This is a genomic window from Providencia sp. (assembly GCF_040396775.1).
Classification (GTDB): Bacteria; Pseudomonadota; Gammaproteobacteria; order Enterobacterales; family Enterobacteriaceae; genus Providencia.
Genome location: NZ_JBEBNT010000001.1, coordinates 421,899 through 445,067, shown reverse-complemented (window position 1 = coordinate 445,067; position 23,169 = coordinate 421,899). Strand labels below are relative to the sequence as shown.

Here is a 23,169-nt window from a genome sequence, read left to right as displayed (position 1 = left end):
CAATGCTCAATTAAGCACTAACAATATTCGGGCAGGCTTTGCCATGGCTAACCTGGTCGATATTGCTAAGTGTTGTTTGACTAATACTAGTTAAAGCTTCTTCCGTTAAAAATGCTTGGTGGCCTGTAAATAACACATTGTGGCAAGATGAAAGGCGACGAAACACGTCATCTTGAATCACATCATTAGATTTATCTTCAAAAAATAAATCACGTTCATTTTCATAAACATCCATACCGAGTGAACCAATTTTTTGTGATTTTAATGCGTTAATTGCGGCGACAGAGTCAACCAAAGCTCCTCGACTAGTGTTGATGATCATGACACCTTTTTTCATCTTGTTAAAAGCACCCTCATCGAGTAAATGATGATTTTCAGGTGTTAAGGGGCAATGAAGAGATATAACGTCTGATTGTTCGTATAAAGTATCTAGATCGACATATTCTGCACCAAGGTCTAAAACCGCCTGATTAGGGTATGGATCGTGCGCAAGTAGGCGCATACCAAAACCTTTTAAGATACGTAAAGTCGCTTGCCCGATTTTGCCTGTTCCGATGATCCCTGCGGTACGATTATGCATGTTAAAGCCAGTTAAACCCTCGAGTGAAAAGTTTGCATCTCGGGTTCGTTGGTAAGCTCGGTGGATCCGGCGGTTTAGGCATAACATCATTCCTACAGCATGTTCAGCAACTGCTTCTGGCGAATAAGCGGGAACACGAACAACGTGAATTCCAAGCTCTTTTGCAGCGTCAAGATCAACATTATTAAACCCAGCACAGCGCAACGCTAAAATACGAATATTTAAAGCCGCAAGTTCTTCCAAAACAGCACGATTCGCTTCATCATTGACAAAAATACAAACCGCATCTGCTCCCACGGCATTTTTGGCGGTTTGAACAGTTAATGGAAAATCAAAGTACTCAATACTAAAATTAAATTCTGAGCCTTGATTAACTTGCTCCATGTGCTTGCGGTCATACTGTTTGGTACTATAAGAAACAATTTTCATTGAAGAGACTCCAATTTTTAGGAACCAATAAAAATAGTAGGTAAAATGGTGTACCTACAAAAGATAAACTCAGAATAAGGCAATTAAGTTTGTAAATCACCTAGAAATTAAGAAAATAGGTATCTGTTTACGCCTGAATATGGTTTATGCTTTTTAGACAACAGGTTAATGTAAAAATTGAATTAAAATTCAACAATAATGGTATAGAGCTAATCGCACAAGGATGCAGTTGATGCAGGTATTTAAAAGAGCAGGCAAAATTTTACTCTGGTTTTTTGGAGGAAGTGCTGTTCTCTTAGCGATATTATGGATAACAATTGCACGCTGGCTTCCTGTTGTTGCCAGCCATTACTTACCAAAACCACTTAAATTATCGTTTTCGGAACCTAGGATCATTCAGGGACAATTGCGTCTATCTGAGCTCAGTTTAACTGCAAAGAATTGCAAACTTGTTGAATTAAGTGATGCGCGCCTTTCCATTTTCCCACTCCATTTGAATGTTGATAATGCCAATGTTACTACCGAATGTGTAAGCGCACTTGAAGCTGAGCAAGATAATTCAAGTGAGCCACTGAATATTGCTGAGTTGATAGACAATATCCCGCTATTTTCGTTGGTGATAAAGAATATAAATATTCAACCATGGAATGACTATCAAGGAAGTATTTGGTTACGTCGGACAGATAAAAATACGCCCCTACAGTTTGATTTTAGAGGTGATAATCTAAGGCTATCCTCGTTAATTACTAAAGATATACAGCTTGTAATCAGCGAATTTTCTGCGTTCTTACCAGAGCAACAGCAAACAGTAACATTAACAGGTGATGTCCAATTACCACTGATTACAAGTCAATTGCCCCAAAAAGGAGTGTTGGCGGCAAACTTTAAATTATTAAACCCTGAAACATACCTACAAGCAAAATTAGCGTGGCTGGATGATAAAGGTGCACTAATTGTCACGGATATAGGTTCGCAAAAAACGTTGCTTAATCTTCCATGGGCATTATCTGCATCAACATTTGCCGTTTCGCAAGGAAAGTGGCAATGGGAAGATGCGGGGATCCCAGTTGCAGGTGGTGTCAGCTTTCAAATTGAAAATTGGAATCAACCATTAGGCGATATGGTTTTTTCTGGTCGTTTGAACATGTTGACGCAGGCCAAGAAAGGTAAAGGAAATATTGTTTTAACATTACCAGAAACGCATCTTGATTTATTAAATACAGATATTAATTTTAAGTTAAATGGGCAAGTTAAATATGACGATATGGTACTTGATATTAATTTGCCTGCGAAACTTTCAGGGCAATTAACATCGCCTAAAGTTTCTTTCTTATCAGGGGCATTATTAAGAGCTTATGGCCGTGCATCTCCGACAATTTTGCTAAAAGAGATCCGTTTGCCCTTAGCAGGAACGTCATTAAGTGAAGAGGGTATATCTGGAAGGCTGCAAGCAATATTAAAAGTGCAAGAGCAATACTGGGGGAACTTTGATATCCACCTTGATGGTAAAGCCAATAAATTTACCTTAGATAATGGTAAATGGTTTTGGAATTACTGGGGAAATGCCAAGCTACCGGCATTAGATGCACTCTGGGATATTAAGGGTAATGGCAGCTGGCAAGACTCATTGATTACCTTAAATAACCTGACAACAGGCTTCAGTCAAATTAAATATGGTTTGTTATCGATGAGTGCCCCGCGCCTAAAGCTCACAAAGCCATTACAGTGGCAAAGAGATAAGGCAAAAGCTAGCTTTAATGGCACATGGCAATTAACCAGCAATCGAATGCAGTTTGGAGCCGACAGTTATTTACCTAAAATAACTGTGAATGTGGATATTAAAGGGAAGTCACCTGCTGAATTTCAATTAAAAGGTGATTTAAGCACACAAGACGTGGGGCCAATTGTTATTTTTGGGCGTTGGGATGGTGAGCGGCTTAGAGGAGAGGGGCGTTGGCCCGAACAGTCAGTCACTGCTTTTCAAACATTAATACCTGCTGATCTAGGGCTCGAACTAAAACAAGGCAAACTATTCTCACAGGCGGCGTTTTCAATTACCCCAGAAGATGGGTTTATCGCAGGAGGGCACTGGCGTGTTGAAAATACAAGCCTTTGGCTAAAGGATGGTGAGTTAGCTGGTTTGGATTTTGCATTGCCATGGCGTTTGAAACAAAGTACATGGACTTTTGGGGAGAAATCTCCTGTAGAGTTGCGAATTAAAAAGCTTAATAATCTCTTTGAGCTGACGGATATTAAAGCAGACCTAGTTGGAACCTACCCACCCACAGATGCGACACCACTGAAGCTCTCGAACGTTGGATTTAAAATGTTGGGTGGAGATGTCTCTATGGACTTATTGCGTTGGCCGCAAACGGATGCATCAACAATACGATTACATCAAATTGAACTGAGCCAATTATTTACCATACTGAAAGTATCTCAATTTGCCGTTTCAGGTAAAGTAAATGGTGAACTTCCGTTTTATTTGAATAATCCAGAGTGGATAGTCAAACAAGGGTGGGTGGAAAACAGTGGTCCTTTGACACTGCGATTAGATACCCAATTTGTGGAATCTATACAGAAAGATAATATTTCAGCAGGTTCAGCTATTGGTTGGTTACAGTATTTGGAAATAAAACGTAGCCGTACTGATGTGAATATTACCAATTTAGGGCAACTGACTATGAAAACGGTCTTGGAAGGGGTTAATGCCCAAGAGAAGAAAAAACGCGAAGTGCATTTAAACTATCAACATGAAGAAAATATCTTTCAGTTGTGGCGTAGTTTACGATTCGGTAGCTCTTTAGAAGAATGGCTAGAAAAGAATCTATGAAGGTTCTAAGGAATAATGTGGGTACATTAAAAGCAAGTGCTGTGGTCATCATGGCCTTTTTCCTCGTGGCGTGTTTACGGGTGGAAGTTGCCACTCCTGATAAGCCAATTAATATTAATATGAATGTGAAAATAGAGCATGAAATACAGATAAAGGCCGACAGGCAAGTTGAAGAGTTACTCAAAGAGAACAGTGATTTATTCGGGGAGGTTAGCGATAAATGAGCCGAATAATAAAAGCATTAGCCTTGTGTTCATTATTAAGTGCCTTTTCTGCATTTGCACTTACAGTGGATGAAGCAAAAGAAAAGGGTGTTCTAGGTGAAACGCTATCTGGGTATTTAGCGGTAGTGAAAACGGGTAATGCTGAGGCGGTGAAATTGGCAGAACAAATTAACGGTGAACGCGAAAAGAAATACAGCGAAATTGCGTCTAAAAATAACCTTAAAACAAATGAAGTTGCTCGAATTGCAGGACAAAAATTAGTTGAGAGGGCGGGCTCAGGGGAATATGTTAGGGGTATTAATGGCCAATGGCTTAAGAAAAAATAAAAATGCGCACTAGGAAAGTGCGCAAAGTATAACAAACGTAGCTTAGGTTGTTTTGATGATTGATTTAGACAACAAGGTCATTAATATGTTGTTGAGCATGTCGATGGGCTTTTTCGACTGAATCAGTACCTAAAGCGGTTCCTTCAGCGAAAATAAACTCAACATCTTTAATGCCTATAAAATTTAAAAATAACGTCATATAAGGCACCATAGTATCTGTTGGGGTATCTTTATAGATCCCACCACGGCTGGTTAAGACGAATGCGCGTTTATTTTCCAGTAAGCCAACAGAACCTTGTTCCGTATATTTAAATGTATGGCCTGATCTGGCAATAAAATCAAAATAATGCTTTAAGTGTGAAGAAATCGTAAAATTGTACATTGGTGCAGCAATGACAATGACATTGTGTGCTTTTATTTCTTCAATTAATGTATTAGACAGGTTCAAATGTGCTTGTTGTTGCTCAGTTTTCGTGTCACTAGGGCCAAAAGCTGCTAAAATTTCACCATCAATGGCAGGGATTGGCTCATTGACGAGATCTCGAACAGTCACTGTGTCCTCAGGGTTCTTTTCTTGCCACTGTTGAATAAAGTAATCGGCCATTTTATTGCTTTGAGAGTAGTCTGCCAGGATACTTGATTTCAATAGTAATACGTTACTCATTGTAGTCCTTAAATTTATTTATATTGCTTTACGTATAATCATACGTGATAGCTAACTGATTGATAGGAAGAAAATTAGATAGCCTTTTTCAAAAAAACTGATGGTATTATTTATGTAATAACAACAACTAAAAACTAAAACGAAATATTGTTGCTAAACGACGAAGTAAAATGCCGTCGTGCATTATAATTGATTAAAAATAAGGGTTTAAAGCGTGAAATCCATACTGACGGCATTAGATGCTGAAATAGGACAAACTTCACTGCGTGATCAGTGGTTACTGAAAAAAAGAATTCAAGGTATTGCAAAAATTCGTGATGAAAAATCACGTAGCGCTGTACTGGATGTGATTAAAGCAGATATCGAATCGGCAAAACAGAAAGTTGCGGTTAAAAAGCTGAATCCACCTAAAATCGTTTACCCAGATAACCTCCCTGTTAGTCAAAAGAAAGACGCTATCTTGAATGCGATTCAGAAGCATCAGGTCGTCATTATTGCTGGTGAAACAGGGTCAGGGAAAACAACTCAAATCCCGAAAATTTGCCTTGAGCTTGGCCGTGGTATCCAAGGCTTTATTGGCCACACACAACCAAGGCGGCTGGCTGCGCGTTCGGTTGCGACTCGCCTTGCGCACGAATTAGAGTGCGAGCTTGGCACTCATGTCGGTTATAAGGTGCGTTTTAGCGACCAAGTCAGCGAAACAACCCAAGTCAAATTAATGACTGATGGGATTTTGCTGGCGGAATTGCAAAATGATAAATTGCTTCTGCAATATGACACCATTATTATCGATGAGGCTCATGAAAGAAGCTTAAATATTGATTTCATCTTAGGTTACCTTCGCCAGTTATTGCCAAGGCGACCTGATTTAAAAGTTATCATTACTTCAGCAACCATTGATCCTGAACGTTTTTCTAAACACTTTAACCATGCTCCTATTGTTGAGGTTTCAGGGCGCACCTATCCGGTTGAAGTGCGTTATCGGCCAATTATGGGGAATGATAACGATAGTGAACGTGACCAAATTGATGGGATTATTGATGCAGTTAATGAGCTATCTGTTGAAGGTAATGGCGATATTTTGATTTTTATGAGCGGTGAGCGGGAAATTCGCGATACTGCGGATGCACTTACCAAATTGTCATTACGCCATACTGAAATCCTGCCTTTATTTGCAAGGCTATCCAATAGCGAGCAGAACCGAATTTTCCATCCTCATGGTGGGCGCCGTATTATTTTATCAACTAACGTTGCAGAAACATCGCTCACTGTTCCAGGTATCAAATATGTTATTGATACTGGTTATGCACGGATTAGCCGTTATAGCTATCGAACTAAAGTTCAACGCTTACCCGTTGAAGCCATTTCACAGGCTTCAGCAAACCAGCGAAAGGGACGTTGTGGGCGTGTCTCGGATGGTATTTGTATCCGATTATATTCAGAGGAAGACTTCCTTTCGCGCCCTGAATTTACTGATCCTGAAATTCTAAGAACCAATTTAGCTTCCGTTATTTTGCAAATGACTTCGATAGGATTAGGGGATATTGCTGCATTCCCATTTGTTGAGGCGCCAGATAAGCGTAACATTCAAGATGGAGTGAAATTGCTCGAAGAACTTGGTGGTATTAAACCACATAAACAAGTAGATAAAGGTTATCAACTTACGGATACAGGTCGACAACTCGCACAATTGCCAGTCGATCCACGGTTGGCGCGTATGGTGATTGAGGCACGAAAGCACGGGGCAGTGCGTGAAACGATGGTTATTGTATCAGCGCTATCGATTCAAGATCCAAGAGAGCGTCCATTAGAGAAGCAGCAGGCTTCTGATGAGAAACACCGTCGCTTCCATGATAAGCAATCAGATTTTATGGCGTTTTTAAACCTTTGGGATTATCTCAAAGAGCAACAAACACAGCTTTCTAATGCACAATTTCGCAAAATGTGTCGCCAAGATTTTCTAAATTACTTACGCATTCGTGAGTGGCAGGACCTTTATACTCAGCTACGTCAGGTGGTGAAAGAGCAGGGTTTTGCCATTAACAGTGCTGAAGCTGATTTTCGCAGTATTCACGTTTCGTTATTATCAGGCTTACTCTCGCATATTGGACAAAAAGATGCGGATAAACATGAGTTTACGGGGGCAAGGAATGCACGTTTCACCATCTTCCCTGGCTCAGGTTTGTTTAAAAAACCCCCTAAATGGGCAATGGTAGCTGAACTGGTTGAAACATCAAAATTATGGGGGCGTATAGCGGCTTCTATTGATGTTGAATGGGTGGAGCCTCTAGCGGGGCACCTAACCAAGCACAACTACAGTGAGCCACATTGGTCAAAATCAGAAGGTGCCGTGATGGCATCTGAAAAAGTGACGTTATATGGTTTGCCAATTGTCGCATCACGGCAAGTGAATTATGGCAATATTGACCCATTGCTGTGCCGTGAGTTATTTATTCGCCATGCCTTGGTTGAAGGGGATTGGTCAACACGTCATGCATTCTTCAAAGAAAACCTGAAATTACTATCAGAAGTTGAAGATTTAGAGCATAAATCCCGTCGCCGCGACATCCTTGTTGATGATGAAACCCTGTTTGCTTTTTATGACCAACGTATCCCAAACGATGTGATTTCCTCTCGTCATTTTGATAGCTGGTGGAAAACCACATCAAAGCAGCAAGCTGACTTACTGAATTTTGAAAAGAGTATGTTAATCAAGGAGGATGCAGGTAATGTTTCTGCGCTTGATTATCCAAATTATTGGTATCAAGGGGATTTGAAATTCCGCTTAAGTTATCAATTTGAACCAGGAACCGATGCAGATGGGGTGACGGTACATATCCCTTTGGCCATTTTAAATCAGGTGCAAAATATTGGGTTTGATTGGCAGGTGCCAGGTTTACGTCATGAACTGATTGTCGCGCTAATAAAATCATTGCCTAAGCCTATCAGAAGAAACTTTGTCCCTGCGCCTAATTATGCATCAGCTTTTCTTGAGCGTGTTTCAGAGCCTGAAGGAAATGTATTAGATAAGCTGGAAAAAGAGCTGCGGCGGATGACGGGTGTTACGGTTGATCGTGATGCGTGGCAACTTGACCAACTTCCTGTGCATTTAAAAATGACTTATCGTGTGATTGGTGAAAAAAATAAAACCGTCGCGGAAGGGCAAGATCTTGATGTTTTGAAAAATAACTTAAAGGAAAAAGTACAAGAAACGCTTTCTGAAGTTATTGACGATGGTATTGAGCAATCAGGATTACATATCTGGAGTTTTGGTGAACTACCACAACGCTATGAACAAAAGCGGGGCGGTTATTCGGTGAAAGCCTATCCCGCTTTGGTTGACGAAAAAAACAGCGTCGGTATTCGGGTGTTTGAAACGGAATTTGAGCAGCAACAAGCCATGTGGAGTGGTGTTCGTCGGTTATTATTGCTTAATATTCCTTCACCAATTAAATATTTACACGAAAAATTACCAAACAAGTCTAAATTAGGTTTGTACTTTAACCCATATGGAAAAGTATTAGACCTTATTGATGATTGTATCGCTTGCGGTGTCGATCAACTGATTGCTAACTTTGGTGGTGCGGTATGGGATGAAGTGCAATTCGAGAAACTCAAAGAGTTTGCCCGAGCAGAACTAAATGATGTTGTCGTTAATATTGCGAAGCAAGTTGAGCAAATTCTCAGTGCCGTGTTTGCCATTAATAAGCGTTTGAAAGGGCGGGTTGATTTTTCCATGGCGTTAGCGCTTTCTGATTTAAAAGCGCAAATGGGCAATTTAGTCTTTAAAGGCTTTGTTACTGCGCATGGCTGGAAGCGTTTACCTGATGTCCTGCGTTATTTAAATGGCATCGAACGCCGCCTTGAAAAATTGGCAATTGACCCAAACCGTGATCGCGCACAAATGAGTAAAGTTGAGCATGTGCAAAATATGTGGCAACAATGGCTAGCCAAACTTTCACCCATTCAAAAAAATATGCCGGAAGTACAGGAAATTCGCTGGATGATTGAAGAGTTACGCATAAGCTTATTTGCTCAACAATTAGGGACGCCATATCCTATTTCAGACAAGCGTATCATTCAAACGATGGAAAGTGTGTCACAAAAACTCTAACGTTATTTTTGAAGTTAGATAAATAAAACCGCTTTGGGTTTAATTGTCTGAAGCGGTTTTTTATGGTTAATAGATTCAAATTATCAATTTAGTTACAACATACTAATTATTGGATGCAAATTATATGCATTTGAGTAAGTACAACAGTTATAAGTCACTAAGTACAAATAGGAAATAGCGGGATAATGAGTGGGAGATTTGAGTGAATAGAGGGTTGAGATGATGTATTAGTGGTTGGTATTAAAAGGTAGTGAGTAAGGAGGGCGGAAACCCTCCTTTGTGATTATCAAGCGACTAAGTAATAAAGGGCAGGTAGCGCTGTAATCATAATAGCGAATGCCATGGTAGTCTCGATAACTTTCAATGGGACTTTATTGGATTGCTGCTGGCGTGCATAGAAAAAGACCAATATCCCTGGTGCATATAACACAACAGATAGCATAAGATTGATTAGCCCAGAGGCATACAACAGCCATAGCCCATAAACACTTGCAACGAATCCAACCATCAACAAGGCTTTACTGTGCCTTTCAAAGGCAACCTTCATTAAGAATGCACCGACCAGAAAATACGGCACTAAAATCATCTCGGAGGCAATTGTTAGCAATGTATTGTAATTACTCCCGCTGAGCCAGATTAACACCAGTGACAGTTGCACAGCACCATTTGTTAACCATAAAGATGAAGAGGGGGCATCATTTTTATTAAGCTTATTGAAAATTTTCGGGAAGGACTGGTATTGCGCTGCAATATAAGGTACTTCAGCGGCCATAATGGTCCAGCTAAGGTAAGCACCACAAACCGAGATGATTAGCCCAGCAGCGATAATGATATCCCCACTTGAACCAATCAAATTAACCATCAAAGTTGCCATGGATGGGTTTTTGATTTCTGCTAATTCAGCACGAGGCATAATTCCTAGCGATAATAACGTGACAAGTATATAAATTATTAAGGCAGAGCTGACAGCGAATATGGTTGCTAAACCTACGTCACGGCGGTTTCTGGCGCGAGCGGAAACAACAACTGCGCCTTCGATACCGATAAATACCCAAAGGGTAATTAACATGGTGTCTTTGACTTGTTCCCAAACCGGCATTTTTAGCTCAATGCCGCTAAAATCGGCATTAAAAATATCTAATTTAAATGCAAAAAATGCTAAAACGATAAATAGCCCAAGGGGAACTAATTTTGCCATGGTAGCTAATTTATTGATGCCAGCTGCTGTTTGTACGCCACGTAGAACCAAATAATGGACAAACCATAGCAGGATAGATTCACCAATCAATGCTTGCCATGTATTACCATCACCAAAAATAATGTTGTCAGGGGTATCGGTGAAAAAACTGATCGCCGCAAAAACGATAACTAAGTAGGATACGTTGGCAACAACGGCACAAAGCCAGTAACCCCACGCCGAACAAAAACCGACAAGCTCACCAAAGCCAACTTTTGCGTAGGTAAAAATCCCGCCATCTAGGTCAGGACGTATGCGCGATAACAACAAAAGCGCAAAAGCAAGAAATAGGATACCAACGCCTGTAATAGACCAACCAATGATTAATGCCAGTGGGCTTGCCACTTCAGCCATATTCTGAGGAAGACTAAATACACCCGCACCTACCATTGAGCTAAGAACAAGGGCGGTTAATGCAGTAAGGCTTAACGTATTTTTCAAAGTAAATCCTGAGTGTTTAGCAATCAAAAGTTAAAATGACGTTAAAACGCCACTGTAGTAATGAGTTTAACTGGCAGACTTAAATAATCTAGTGACTTTGACTACCATAATTTAAGTGGTGGATTCTACGAATGAAACGGCCGTTATGCAATGGGAAAATATGCATTTTATCAGGTGATTTATTCACTCTTGTGTTAATCCTGAAAAAGGACGGTAAGAAATGAGATAAAGAGGGGGGGACTGAGCTATAATCATGGGTGAAAAAAACCAGCCTAGTGATTTAGGCTGGTTTTTAGAAGAGTACACTATTTATTATTTAAATAGGTCGGCACTAATTGTGACGCTACCACCATTAGACTGCCATTCTCTTGTAATATGGAAATATTTTGCACCTTTAGCTTCTGCACGTTTTGCGATTTGATAACGTACTTCTGGCGTATTGGTGTAGTAACCAGAGAATGTAATTGAGTCAAATGGAACCATCTGCGCAGCAGCAGTTTTATTAACTTCTTCAATTACATAACCACTTGGTAACGTTACGCTAGTACGTCCTGGCTGGCTACTTGATGTTTCAAAGAAACGACCAACAGCGGTTGTTGGTTCTTCAGAGGAAGCAACGCCAGGGATGCGCACTTTTTTAGCCGCTTCACCACCTTCAGCTAACAGAGCACGCCCTGCATCTGAATCGGCTGGCACAACGGCTTCTTCATTAAGAACTTGGCGTTTGGGCGCATCTTTCTTATAGATATAAGCGGTTGCTAGTGTATTTCCACCATCATTCATTGCGATATTACGAACGACATAAAATGAAGCTGCATTCTTTTTGAGAGCTTGCTTCGCGATGGCTTCATATAAATCGGGTTGAGAAGGGTAAAAACCACTTACAGTAACCGTATCGAATGGTTCGTACTGAGCTGCATCGGTTTTAGACATTTCTTCAACACCACCGAATACACGACGTTTTGGTTCATCGACACTTGGTGCATCTTTGGCATAGACATCAGCAACAACACGCATGTTGCCGCTATCGCCTATATCGTCAAGGCTTTGAATGTAAAAGGCATATGCCCCCATTTTATCAGCCCTACGGGAGACGGCATCGGATGCTTCATAGATAGCATTAAAGCGCCCGGTGACTGTTATACGCTCATAAGGTTTTAATTCAGTAGCCTGTTTTGGCGTCAACTCAACAGCCGCCTGAGTAGCAGTTATACTCGTTAATGATAACACCGCGGCTGCGATGACCGTAGTTTTCAGCTTCATACAAAATCCTTCCGCCTTGCGCAATTTATTATAATAAACGTGCTGAATCTTAGTTGTATCACATGCACGTGATTATTACACGTAACTGAACCTGTTGTCTCATGATTTTCTTTTTATAAGAAATAAATAATTATTGACTAGTTAAATTTACCAGAATTTTTAAAGTATCCAGTATTTTATTGACCTAAAACTAAGATTTTCACTGTGAATTCCATTTACTGTCTAAGAATCGCGATCAATTATGGATCAAGAAGCATATTTTCAGTAGGTTATTAGGACATTTAAAATCTGTTTATGCACAAAATAAGACTTTTCTCTGTGATGATGGTCATTATTTTAGCAAGCACTCTATAAACAACATTACATTAGGCTTTAAAAAGGGAACATTATGCGTATTGGTATACCAAGAGAACGACTTGCCAATGAAGCGCGTGTTGCTGCTACACCGTCAACAGTCACCCAACTTCTTAAGTTGGGTTTTTCTGTTTGTGTAGAACACAACGCTGGTCATTTAGCGAGTTTTGATGATATTGCCTACGAGCAAGCTGGGGCTGAGATTGTCGATCGTGACACAGCCTTTGCTGCGGATATTGTTTTTAAAGTCAACGCACCATTTGAAGATGAGATCCCGTTATTAAAAGAAGGGGCTACACTGGTGAGTTTCATCTGGCCAGCACAGAATGCTGAGCTGATGGATGCTTTAAAAGCACGTAATATCAACGTGATGGCAATGGATGCTGTACCTCGTATTTCACGTGCCCAATCACTCGATGCGCTAAGTTCGATGGCAAATATTGCAGGGTATCGTGCCATCGTAGAAGCCGCTCATGAATTTGGTCGTTTCTTCACAGGGCAAATTACAGCGGCAGGTAAAGTTCCACCCGCGAAGGTGATGATCATCGGTGCTGGGGTTGCAGGGCTTGCAGCTATTGGTGCCGCAGGTAGCCTTGGTGCGATTGTGCGCGCATTCGACACACGCCCAGAGGTGAAAGAGCAAGTTCAAAGTATGGGTGCGGAATTCCTTGAACTCGATTTCAAAGAGGAAGCAGGTAGCGGTGATGGTTATGCAAAAGTGATGTCTGAAGCCTTTATTAAGGCGGAGATGGAACTGTTTGCGGCTCAAGCAAAAGAGGTCGATATCATTGTCACTACCGCGTTGATTCCGGGTAAGCCAGCACCAAAATTGATCACCAAAGAAATGGTTGAATCAATGAAACCGGGCAGTGTCATCGTGGATTTAGCGGCACAAACGGGCGGAAATTGCGAATTAACACAAGCGGATAAATTAGTTGTTACTGATAACGGTGTTAAAATTATTGGTTACACTGATTTGCCAAGTCGCTTACCAACACAATCCTCACAGTTATACGGGACCAACCTTGTTAACTTGATGAAACTCCTCTGCAAAGAAAAGGATGGCGAAATTAACATTGATTTCGACGATCTGGTTATTCGCGGTGTGACTGTTATCAAGCAAGGCGAAATTACATGGCCCGCGCCACCAATTCAAGTATCTGCACAACCGCAGGCGAAACCGAAAGCGGTGGAAAAAGTTAAAGCGCCTGAGAAGAAAATGTCGCCAGCGTTGAAATATGGCTTGATGGCATTAGCTATCATCCTTTTTGGCTGGTTTGCAAATTCTGCACCGAAAGAGTTTTTATCACACTTTACGGTATTCGCGCTCGCATGTGTGGTGGGTTACTACGTGGTTTGGAACGTGACGCATGCGTTGCATACGCCATTGATGTCAGTGACCAATGCGATTTCAGGGATCATTGTTGTTGGTGCGTTACTGCAAATTGGCAGTGGCGGCTGGGTAAGCTTCTTATCCTTTATTGCCATATTGATCGCAAGTATCAATATTTTCGGTGGGTTCACAGTAACTCAACGCATGTTAAAAATGTTTCGTAAAGGGTAAGGGGTAACTTATGTTGTCGAGTGGAATTGTGACAGCGGCGTACATTGTTGCTGCTATCCTATTTATTTTCAGCCTTGCAGGGCTATCACGCCATGAAAGTTCTCAACGTGGGAACACGTATGGTGTAGCTGGTATGGCTATTGCGCTCATTGCCACCATTTTGGGCCCTCACAGTGCCAATGTGGGCTGGATGATTGTTGCAATGGTTATTGGTGCCGTGATTGGCATTCGTTTAGCGAAAAAAGTTGAAATGACTGAAATGCCTGAACTGGTTGCTATTTTGCATAGCTTCGTCGGTTTAGCAGCAGTGCTAGTTGGTTTCAACAGCTTTATTGCAAGCGAAGGCCATGCGGATGTTGTGATGGAAAACATTCATTTAACCGAAGTTTTCTTAGGCATCTTCATCGGCGCAGTAACCTTTACGGGCTCTGTTGTCGCTTACGGAAAGTTGTCAGGCAAAATGTCATCCAAACCGATGATGTTGCCAAATCGCCATAAACTTAACTTAGCGGCACTAGTCGTTTCATTTATCTTATTAGTGATTTTCGTTAAGACCCAAAGCATTGGTTTGCAAGTATTCTTAATGTTAATCATGACAGTGATTGCATTAGCCTTTGGTTGGCACTTAGTGGCTTCTATTGGCGGCGCAGACATGCCAGTGGTTGTTTCAATGCTGAACTCTTATTCAGGTTGGGCAGCGGCAGCGGCAGGTTTCATGCTAAGTAATGACTTGTTAATTGTAACAGGGGCATTAGTCGGTTCATCGGGTGCGATTCTGTCTTACATCATGTGTAAGGCTATGAATCGTTCATTTTTCAGTGTGATAGCAGGGGGCTTTGGTACAGATGGCTCTTCAACAGGCGCTGAAGAGGAAATGGGTGAGTACCGTGAAAGCACTGCTGAAGAAGTCGCTGAAATGTTGAAAAACTCAACCTCAGTGATCATCACCCCGGGCTATGGTATGGCGGTTGCTCAGGCACAGTATCCAGTTGCAGATATTACAACTAAACTGCGCGAACGTGGCATTAACGTCCGCTTCGGTATTCACCCAGTTGCTGGTCGTTTGCCAGGCCATATGAACGTGTTATTGGCTGAAGCCAAAGTCCCTTATGATATCGTATTGGAAATGGATGAAATCAATGATGATTTTTCTAACACTGATACCGTATTAGTTATTGGGGCGAATGATACTGTTAACCCAGCGGCGCAAGAAGATCCAAATAGCCCAATTGCAGGTATGCCTGTTCTGGAAGTTTGGAAAGCGAATAACGTGATTGTATTTAAACGTTCAATGAATACCGGCTATGCTGGTGTGCAAAATCCATTGTTCTTTAAAGAAAATACACAAATGCTGTTTGGTGATGCGAAAGACAGCGTCGATGCTATCTTACGTGCGTTGTAATCACTGAATTAGGTAACTATTATCAATGTGATGGGGTTATTGGCCTATGCCAGTAACCCCATTTTTTAATTATTTATTGGTACAAAAGCGAGCGCAATTGGTTAAACCGCGTGCAAAGGTAAAGACTAATAAGAAAGCAAGAGCCGCGATGGTTAGCATACTCGCCATTAATACGCCGCCATCAAAATGATCCATCACATACCCACCAACTAAGCTACCGATAGTAATTAAAATCAAAAACATAAAGGTAATTAAGGCGGAACCTTTTTCTGTTAATTCAGGCACATGGACATGCATCCACATATTGATTGTGGCAGGAACCATACCCGCAGCAATACCCCATGAAAAAACAAATATTACGCTGGTTGCCCAATTAAAATCGAAGGCAGATAACGCTAAAAAAGCTAAGGCTAGCAGTAATGCACTGATGGCAAAATTATAGCGAACGTTATATTTCCCCACGTAACCCGCTAAAATGTTACCTACGACACTGGCAAGGCCAAAAAATAGCAATAATGCAGAAATTTGTCCTTCAGCAAACCCCGCGGTTTGTTTGAAAAATACGGTAAAATAGTTATAAGCTGAAAAATGCGCTAAGAAAATCAACGTGAATATGATCAACCCTTTACGTGCAATAGGATGTGACGGCATGAGTAATAACTCATTCCACTGCATTGATGAAGAAGGCTTTAATGAAGGTAACGAAAAATATTGCATCAATAGCGCTGCAATACCAGCAATAACTAATGCGATGTAAGGCATTCTCCAACCGTAGTTGTCAGATAACAACGCACCTAAAGGAACACCGATGACGGTCACCAGTGTTACCGCAGAAAAGAAAATGGTTACTGATGTCGTAATTGCCATATTTTTGGGTGCTAATCGGATAACTAGCCCTGCTGCAATGCCCCAAAAACCGCCTAATGCGATACCTAGCGCAAATCGGCCTAGTAGAACTAATCCAAAGCTGGATGCAAACGCGGTAATGGCATTGGCGAATATCATCAGTGCAACTAAAAAGAGTAATACTTGGCGTCTGTCGATATTTTTTGCATAAATTGGCACGAACAGGGATGAAGCCATCCCCGCAATCGAGGTTACTGTTACCGTCAGGCCCGCTGTGCCTGTTGATATTTGAAAATCCCGAGCGATGTCATTTAGCACGCTTATGGCTAAAAATTCGCCTGTAACAATAATGAAGCAGGCAAACGTTGCAGATAATAGTGAAAGCCAGTTACCATTGTGCGAAGAAAAATTAATTGTTGTCATGTGCTTTCCATGGAAAATTGAATAAAGTGTAAAGATATAATTTTATAGTGACCGCTATAGAATTATTGCGCTATTCTTTATACTTATTTAAACGCTGTCAATTATTTATATAGTGATCGTTATAAAATGTTTATGTTACACTGTATCGATGACAGGTGAAGTGAGAATATGAAACCGATAAAACGTGGGCGCCCCAAAGGGTTTGACCAACAAGACGCATTAGAAAAGGCCATGTTATTATTTTGGCAAAATGGTTATGTGGCAACGTCGATTAGTGATTTAACGCAAGCACTAGGTATCACTGCGCCCAGTCTTTATTGTGCCTTTGGTGATAAAGCGTCACTATTCAATCAATGTATTGATTATTACTTAACCAATGAAGCCTGCCCGATTTTATCTATCGTTAAGCAAGCGAAAACGGCGAAAGTGGCAATTGAGTTATTGATGTATGAAAGTGCAAAGAAGCTTATTCAACCGGGTAAACCTGCGGGGTGCATGTTAATTACTGCCACCATGAACGGCTCTAAGCAAATTGAAGACGTGCAATTGAATGTCCAAGAAAAGCGCAAAAGTTACCAAAAAATTTTATTACAGCGCATGCAAAAAGGGATTGAAGATGGTGATGTCGCACCTGATGCTCCCATTCATGCCATCGTAGATTTTTATATTACGGTAATTGACGGTTTTACCATTCAAGCTTGTGATGGTATTGAGTTAGAAAGGTTGAACCAAGTTATTTTTAATGCGATGCAGGCGTGGCCTATCCTCAATACAAATTTACAACCACAATCATGACCTTTAAATAGAAAACCCCCAAATAATGGGGGTTATAAGGTTATATTTTAGGTGATAGCTTAATCGCCATCATCAGCGGCGTTAATCGGGCATACAAAACTATCAGGTTTTATTGCCAATAGGTCACATTTCAGCTTATCGATAACGTGTTCAGCTGTATTTCCTAAGAATGCAGCGGATAGACCTGTACGACCTAAAATACCAAGTACAACCACACCAGCTTGTAATTCCTCACACATTTCTGGAATGATTTTTTCCGGTAACCCTTCGCGAACATGAGTGTATTTCTCATCGATACTGAATTTTTGCCTTAATTCTTTCATGGCAATGAGGTGCTGCCCACGTAGCGCATTGTTATACAGGCTAGGGTCAAAGTCTGGAAGTTCAATCGCGATATTCATCGGGGCGACAGGGTAGGCACTGACAAGATGAATTTCTTGTTCCTTAATAATTCGTGTCGCTAAATCACGCGTTTTTTCCACTAACTTAATATTTAAGTCGTCATGGTAGGATTCTTCATTGGATAAGTTAACGGCAACCACCACAGAGCCGTGATCAGGCCAGACCTTATCTTTTACCATCCACACTGGAGATGGACATTTTCTGAGTAAGTGCCAATCTAAAGGTGTGAAGATAATGGATTCAAAATTATCGGTCTGATGAGCCATTTTTAATAACAAGTCATGTTCGCCACTGATAACTTCTTGAATAATGGCTTCATAAGGCTTGTTATGCCAGATCACTTTAATTTCGATATCAATACCCGCTTCGAGGTAGAAGTGGGCTTGTTGTTTAATCCACGCCGCTTTTTGGCTAATGACACCTTTGCGCATCGCATTACGTTCTTCAGGAGAGAGTAATGTTGTCATGTCATAAGATAAGTCATAGATAGGTAAAAACGCTTTTATCCGCCCACCATTACGCTGCACGATGTAAACAGCTCGTCTTAATGCAGGTTGATCATCCTGATTTGGGTCAATTGCAACTAGCAGGTTTTTATAGTTTGCCATATTGGAGTCCTCTCGATAAACGGATATTTCCACATAGTTAAACTAAGATATTGGCGTTAAATAGGCAAGAAATCTGGAAAAAAAAACGAAAACGGATCACCATTAATGTGATCCGTTTGGGGTAGTTAGCAAGTAATTGCTGAAACTTTACCTGCAATATCAGTCAATTTAGTCATATCTTCAATCGTAATATACTTGCCTTTTACGCTAAGCATGCCACTTTTTTGGAAGCGACCTAATAGACGACTAATTGTTTCAACAGTTAAACCGAGGTAATTACCGATATCGCCACGGGTCATGGTTAATCGGAATTCTCTTGGTGAAAAACCACGTTCAGCGAAACGATGGGAGAGGTTAAGAATAAATGCAGCTAAACGCTCTTCCGCATTTTTCTTGGATAATAAAAGGATCATTTCTTGATCGCCTTTAATCTCACCACTCATTAAACGCATGATTTGTTGACGTAGATTAGGCATTTTGCCAGATAAATCGTCTAACGTTTCAAATGGAATTTCACAAACCATTGATGTTTCAAGTGCTTGTGCAAAACTTGGGTGCTGTGTATGAATAATGGCATCAAAACCAACGAGGTCACCCGCTAAATGGAAACCTGTGATTTGCTCATCACCTTCTTCAGTTATGGTGTAGCTTTTTATTGTGCCTGAGCGGATGGCATATAAAGAACGTAACTCATCCCCAGCCTTAAATAATGCTTGGCCTTTTTGAATCGGTTTTTTACGCTCAATGATATTATCAAGTTGATCCAGTTCATGTTCATTCAGTGTAAAAGGAATGCAAAGTTGACTAATACTGCAGTCCTGACAATGAATTGCACAACCACCAGACTGGATGCGACGAACAACTCTTTTTTCTGGGATCATATTAAATGCTCAATCAAGTTAAAATTATTGATATGAGTCAATTTTAACATAAGATAAGGCAGCTGGTAAGTAGTAATATATGACAGAATTGACTAATTAAATAAAATAGCCAGATAAGTGAAGGGCATCAAGTTAGTAAAATTAGACATTAATGCTAAATTAACGCAGATTACTAAATATTATGTTTGATATAGATTAAATATTAGCACCTAAACAATAAAAAGATGACTTAAGTCATCATTAGAATTAATACTTAAAAATTCAATTTTAAAGCACGATTCATTAAACTTATTAGCATTAATTTAACACAAAAATAAATTTAAAAATATCAATTTTTCAAATTAACCTCAAAAAGGAGACCATGATGACTCATGTTCAACAGCCTTTACCAACCACAATGACCGTTGTGGATATTATAGAACCAGGTGGCCCTGAAAAATTGCAATTAATTGAAAAACCGTTGCCCAGAATTTCTGCAGGATATTTACTTGTTAAGGTTGAAGCTGCAGGAGTTAATCGGCCCGATATCTTTCAGCGAAAAGGCTCTTACCCACCACCAGCCGATGCATCTCCAATTATGGGGTTGGAAATAGCAGGAACGGTTGTGGCGAAAGCAGACGATGTTGATAATTGGCAATTAGGTGACGCACTTTGTGCGTTGGTGGCAGGGGGCGGTTATGCAGAATATTGCTTAGTGCATAAAGATATTGCATTGCCATTAGGTAATTTATCATTTATTGAAGGCGCTGCCATTCCTGAAAACTTTTTTACTGTCTGGGCGAACATGTGCCAGATTGGCCAACTAAAGAAAGATGAAACTGTGCTTATTCACGGGGGAACATCTGGTATTGGCAGTGTGGCTATCATGATAGCAAAAGCAATAGGCGCTACAGTGATCACGACTGTCGGCTCTGAAGAAAAAGCTAATGTGGCAAAAACCTTAGGCGTAGATTGCATCATTAACTACCGAACTGATGATTTTGTCGAGGCCACGAAGAACTTCACATTATCACGCGGTGTAAATATGGTGGTTGATATTATTGGTGGTGATTATGTGGAAAAAAACTATTTAGTTGCGGCAAAATTTGGGCGAATAATTCAAATTGGCATGATGAAAGGGAACCCGGAACGACTGAATATGATGCCTCTCATGGTTAAGCGGTTAACACATACAGGTTCAACTATGCGCTCACGGTCTATTGATGAAAAAGCACAGATTGCGACAGAGTTAAAAGAACACATTTTACCCATGTTACAAAATAGTAAAATAAAACCAATAATTAACAAAATATATGCGTTATCACAAGTGAAAGAAGCTCATCAATATATGGAATCAGGTGATTTAATTGGGAAAATAGTCCTATTAAATAGCTAGTTATGAAATCGCTTGTTATAGGGGTATGACTTCCCGCTGGTCGATGGGAAGTCGTTACATTTAACTCTTGCTATAACAAATAATTTACATTATCAAGCTTTTTTAGCGTAAATAACTCTTTACAGCTGAATAATTTTTGATTTTTTGTGCCCGTCCACAATTCCAAACAAAATTCTAATTAGTTTGTTAATAATTAAATAAAAATGAATTATACCTATAAATAAGTTGGCCATTAACGGTCTGTTTATCAATAGTTAATACCTAAATGATATTTTTAAATGCATATCATTAATATATTGATGTCTTTTATATAAAAACAGTTCGTTATGCACTCTCCAATGATATTAAGTGAATAGGCTTAAGTACAATTAATGTTAATTAATTGTGAATTGAAGGTGTGTGAAATGAGTAATTTTAATAATTCAAAAATGAATGTAGATGCACTATTTTTAGGTCCAAAATCTGAAAATGCGGTATTTTTCAAAGAGATGATGGAATATTCAGTTATGGAACACATGCATTGGCGTTCAAGTTACCATCCGGAAGACCCTGAGCACATTACAGCTGTAGATCGTTATGCTCCTGAGTATAGAGACACACTGTATCGAACTGAAGGGATCCTCAATCAACTCTCCTCAAAGCTAAAAAGTACGTCTGTGCCTTGGTTTTCCCCCCGTTATCTGGGACATATGAATGCAGATACACTGATGGTGTCAAATCTCGCCTATGTGATGGCGATGATGTATAACCAAAACAATTGCACACAAGAAGCTTCGCCGACGACAACTGCCTTAGAACTTGAAGCTGGGTTAGATCTGTGCGCAATGTTTGGTTATGACGTGAACAGAGCATGGGGGCACATCACTTCAGGAGGGACAGTTGCAAACTATGAAGGGTTATGGGTAGCTCGAAACCTGAAAAGCTTGCCATTAGCCATTGCTCAACATGAAAAATCTCAGCATTTATTAATGGGGAAATCAGAAAAAGAACTGCTTAATTTACCGGTGGCTGCTGTTTTAGATCTTATTGATGATCTAAAAAAATTAAATATTTTTGAGGAGGTTAGAGAGTTAACAACCCGCGGCACAGGTGTGCCACAAAAAACATTGGGTAAATTATTAGTACCCCAATCTAAGCATTATTCATGGATGAAAGCGATGGATATCTTGGGGCTTGGTCAGCAAAATATCGTGCAGCTGCCTGTTGATGCAAGCTATCGTACTGACGTGCAGAAAATGCGTGAAACGGTATTTTCATTAATCGAGCAAGGAGTGCCTATTCTTGCCGTTGTTGCGGTTGTTGGCACGACAGAAATAGGCGCTATAGATAATGTAAAAGCAGTTATTGATTTGCGCTGTGAATGTGAAGAGCGATTTGGTGTGTCTTTTTATGTGCATGTCGATGCCGCATATGCAGGCTATGTTTGTGCTATGTTCCGTGATGAAGACAACCAATTTATGGAATATGACGTACTTATTCATCGTTATCATCAGGAAGGCATCTTCCCCAAAGATGTTACTTGGCCAAAAGCCGATGTTTATGAAAGTTTTAAAGCACTAAACCAAGTGGACTCAATTACAGTTGATCCGCACAAAGCTGGTTTTATCCCTTATGCAGCTGGTGCTATTTGCATGAAGGATAAGCGCATTGTTGATTTAATTTCTTATCATGCAGCCTATGTTTTTGAAGAGGTTCAAGAAAAATACCGTAAATCAGACAAACAGCAAAATGTTGTTTTAGGGTCATCAATAATGGAAGGTTCAAAGGCTGGAGCAACAGCCGCGGCGGTTTGGGCTGCACACCGGTTAGTTCCGTTGAATCTTTTGGGGTATGGCAAAGTCCTCGCTGCGGGTATTACTACCGCTAACTGGATGATAGAAAAAATTAACCAATGCGAGCTATTTAATATTGATGGGCGCAAGTTTACAATTTTTGCGATGCCAGACCCTGATTTCCATATGATTAACTTTATGTTTCGTGAATTAGGAAATCCATCATTAGAAAAGCAAAATCGCTTAAACAAACGGCTTTATGAACTGTGTTCTTATGCAGCGGGCCGAACCTATTCAAACGATTTTTTAACCTCATCAACATCACTCACTTATGAAGAATATGGTGATAACCCATTGAATTTATGTCGAGATGCTAATTTTTCTGACAGCGAATGGCATAACGTTCAGTCAGTGTATGTTTTACGATCCGCTGTAATGACTCATTGCTTACGTGATAAGGAGTATTTCGAAAATTACTGGGGCGAATTAACCACCGTTTTTGTAGAAAAGTTACAGCAACTCGTTGATGAAGAAAATAAAATAAAAAATTCCAATTATAAATTAGCCTCTAATTAATTTGTTAGGATCTCAATATGAAAAATCGCACATTGGGTAGTATTTTTATTGTTGCTGGTA

The 23,169-nt window shown here is 40.3% G+C and carries 16 protein-coding genes; 9 read left to right on the top strand and 7 right to left on the bottom strand.

Annotation, left to right across the window (positions count from 1 at the left end; translation table 11 throughout):
- Nucleotides 1-10 precede the first annotated feature (10 nt).
- Nucleotides 11-1,009 (bottom strand): 2-hydroxyacid dehydrogenase, encoded by a 999-nt coding sequence (locus tag ABWP91_RS01995; protein WP_353241778.1) that lies wholly within the window; start codon nucleotides 1,007-1,009, stop codon nucleotides 11-13.
- A 232-nt stretch (nucleotides 1,010-1,241) separates the two neighbouring features.
- Between ABWP91_RS01995 and ABWP91_RS01990 the strand changes: the two genes are divergently transcribed.
- From ABWP91_RS01990 to ABWP91_RS01980, 3 genes are read left to right on the top strand one after another with little or no spacing between them, the layout of a single operon-like run.
- Nucleotides 1,242-3,842, top strand: coding sequence for a YdbH family protein (locus ABWP91_RS01990; RefSeq protein ID WP_353241777.1), 2,601 nt, complete (start codon nucleotides 1,242-1,244; stop codon nucleotides 3,840-3,842).
- 50 nt (nucleotides 3,843-3,892) lie between these two features.
- Nucleotides 3,893-4,066 carry a YnbE family lipoprotein gene (locus ABWP91_RS01985; protein ID WP_206084422.1) on the top strand — a complete coding sequence of 58 codons (174 nt, stop codon included), beginning with the start codon at nucleotides 3,893-3,895 and terminating at the stop codon, nucleotides 4,064-4,066.
- Nucleotides 4,063-4,392 carry a YdbL family probable chaperone protein gene (locus tag ABWP91_RS01980; protein ID WP_353241776.1) on the top strand — a complete coding sequence of 110 codons (330 nt, stop codon included), beginning with the start codon at nucleotides 4,063-4,065 and terminating at the stop codon, nucleotides 4,390-4,392. Before ABWP91_RS01985 ends, ABWP91_RS01980 begins: the two co-directional genes overlap by 4 nt.
- Nucleotides 4,393-4,456: 64 nt before the next feature.
- On the opposite strand, the gene ABWP91_RS01975 is transcribed toward ABWP91_RS01980, so the two are convergent.
- Nucleotides 4,457-5,056: an FMN-dependent NADH-azoreductase gene (locus ABWP91_RS01975; protein ID WP_353241775.1), complete on the bottom strand. Its 600-nt coding sequence runs from the start codon at nucleotides 5,054-5,056 to the stop codon at nucleotides 4,457-4,459.
- Between the two features lie 214 nt (nucleotides 5,057-5,270).
- On the opposite strand from ABWP91_RS01975, the gene hrpA reads away from it, so the two are divergent.
- Nucleotides 5,271-9,170: an ATP-dependent RNA helicase HrpA gene (gene hrpA / locus ABWP91_RS01970; protein ID WP_353241774.1), complete on the top strand. Its 3,900-nt coding sequence runs from the start codon at nucleotides 5,271-5,273 to the stop codon at nucleotides 9,168-9,170.
- A gap of 286 nt (nucleotides 9,171-9,456) precedes the next feature.
- On the opposite strand, the gene ABWP91_RS01965 is transcribed toward hrpA, so the two are convergent.
- Nucleotides 9,457-10,797 (bottom strand): basic amino acid/polyamine antiporter, encoded by a 1,341-nt coding sequence (locus ABWP91_RS01965; protein ID WP_502935782.1) that lies wholly within the window; start codon nucleotides 10,795-10,797, stop codon nucleotides 9,457-9,459.
- 363 nt (nucleotides 10,798-11,160) lie between these two features.
- Nucleotides 11,161-12,111, bottom strand: coding sequence for a DUF1471 family protein YdgH (gene ydgH / locus ABWP91_RS01960; protein ID WP_206084228.1), 951 nt, complete (start codon nucleotides 12,109-12,111; stop codon nucleotides 11,161-11,163).
- Between the two features lie 388 nt (nucleotides 12,112-12,499).
- Here ydgH and pntA point away from each other — a divergent pair, with 388 nt between their 5' ends.
- Both pntA and pntB read left to right on the top strand, forming a co-directional pair.
- The gene (gene pntA / locus ABWP91_RS01955; protein WP_353241772.1) at nucleotides 12,500-14,029 is read left to right on the top strand and encodes a Re/Si-specific NAD(P)(+) transhydrogenase subunit alpha; all 1,530 of its coding nucleotides are present in this window, start codon (nucleotides 12,500-12,502) and stop codon (nucleotides 14,027-14,029) included.
- A gap of 13 nt (nucleotides 14,030-14,042) precedes the next feature.
- Nucleotides 14,043-15,431 (top strand): Re/Si-specific NAD(P)(+) transhydrogenase subunit beta, encoded by a 1,389-nt coding sequence (gene pntB, locus ABWP91_RS01950; protein ID WP_353241886.1) that lies wholly within the window; start codon nucleotides 14,043-14,045, stop codon nucleotides 15,429-15,431.
- Nucleotides 15,432-15,500: 69 nt separating this feature from the next.
- Here pntB and ABWP91_RS01945 read toward each other — a convergent pair whose 3' ends face one another.
- Complete coding sequence (locus tag ABWP91_RS01945) at nucleotides 15,501-16,700, bottom strand: MFS transporter (protein WP_353241771.1); 1,200 nt, start codon at nucleotides 16,698-16,700, stop codon at nucleotides 15,501-15,503.
- 168 nt (nucleotides 16,701-16,868) lie between these two features.
- Here ABWP91_RS01945 and ABWP91_RS01940 point away from each other — a divergent pair, with 168 nt between their 5' ends.
- Nucleotides 16,869-17,495: a TetR/AcrR family transcriptional regulator gene (locus tag ABWP91_RS01940; protein WP_353241770.1), complete on the top strand. Its 627-nt coding sequence runs from the start codon at nucleotides 16,869-16,871 to the stop codon at nucleotides 17,493-17,495.
- A 59-nt stretch (nucleotides 17,496-17,554) separates the two neighbouring features.
- On the opposite strand, the gene uspE is transcribed toward ABWP91_RS01940, so the two are convergent.
- Nucleotides 17,555-18,505, bottom strand: a complete 951-nt coding sequence (gene uspE, locus ABWP91_RS01935; protein WP_353241769.1) for a universal stress protein UspE — start codon at nucleotides 18,503-18,505, stop codon at nucleotides 17,555-17,557.
- A gap of 125 nt (nucleotides 18,506-18,630) precedes the next feature.
- On the bottom strand, nucleotides 18,631-19,386 hold the full coding sequence (gene fnr / locus ABWP91_RS01930) for a fumarate/nitrate reduction transcriptional regulator Fnr (RefSeq protein ID WP_068443675.1): 756 nt from the start codon (nucleotides 19,384-19,386) through the stop codon (nucleotides 18,631-18,633).
- A gap of 364 nt (nucleotides 19,387-19,750) precedes the next feature.
- On the opposite strand from fnr, the gene ABWP91_RS01925 reads away from it, so the two are divergent.
- Both ABWP91_RS01925 and ABWP91_RS01920 read left to right on the top strand, forming a co-directional pair.
- On the top strand, nucleotides 19,751-20,761 hold the full coding sequence (locus ABWP91_RS01925) for an NAD(P)H-quinone oxidoreductase (RefSeq protein ID WP_502935781.1): 1,011 nt from the start codon (nucleotides 19,751-19,753) through the stop codon (nucleotides 20,759-20,761).
- Nucleotides 20,762-21,165: 404 nt separating this feature from the next.
- Nucleotides 21,166-23,109: a pyridoxal phosphate-dependent decarboxylase family protein gene (locus tag ABWP91_RS01920; RefSeq protein WP_353241767.1), complete on the top strand. Its 1,944-nt coding sequence runs from the start codon at nucleotides 21,166-21,168 to the stop codon at nucleotides 23,107-23,109.
- The last annotated feature ends 60 nt before the right edge of the window (nucleotides 23,110-23,169 follow it).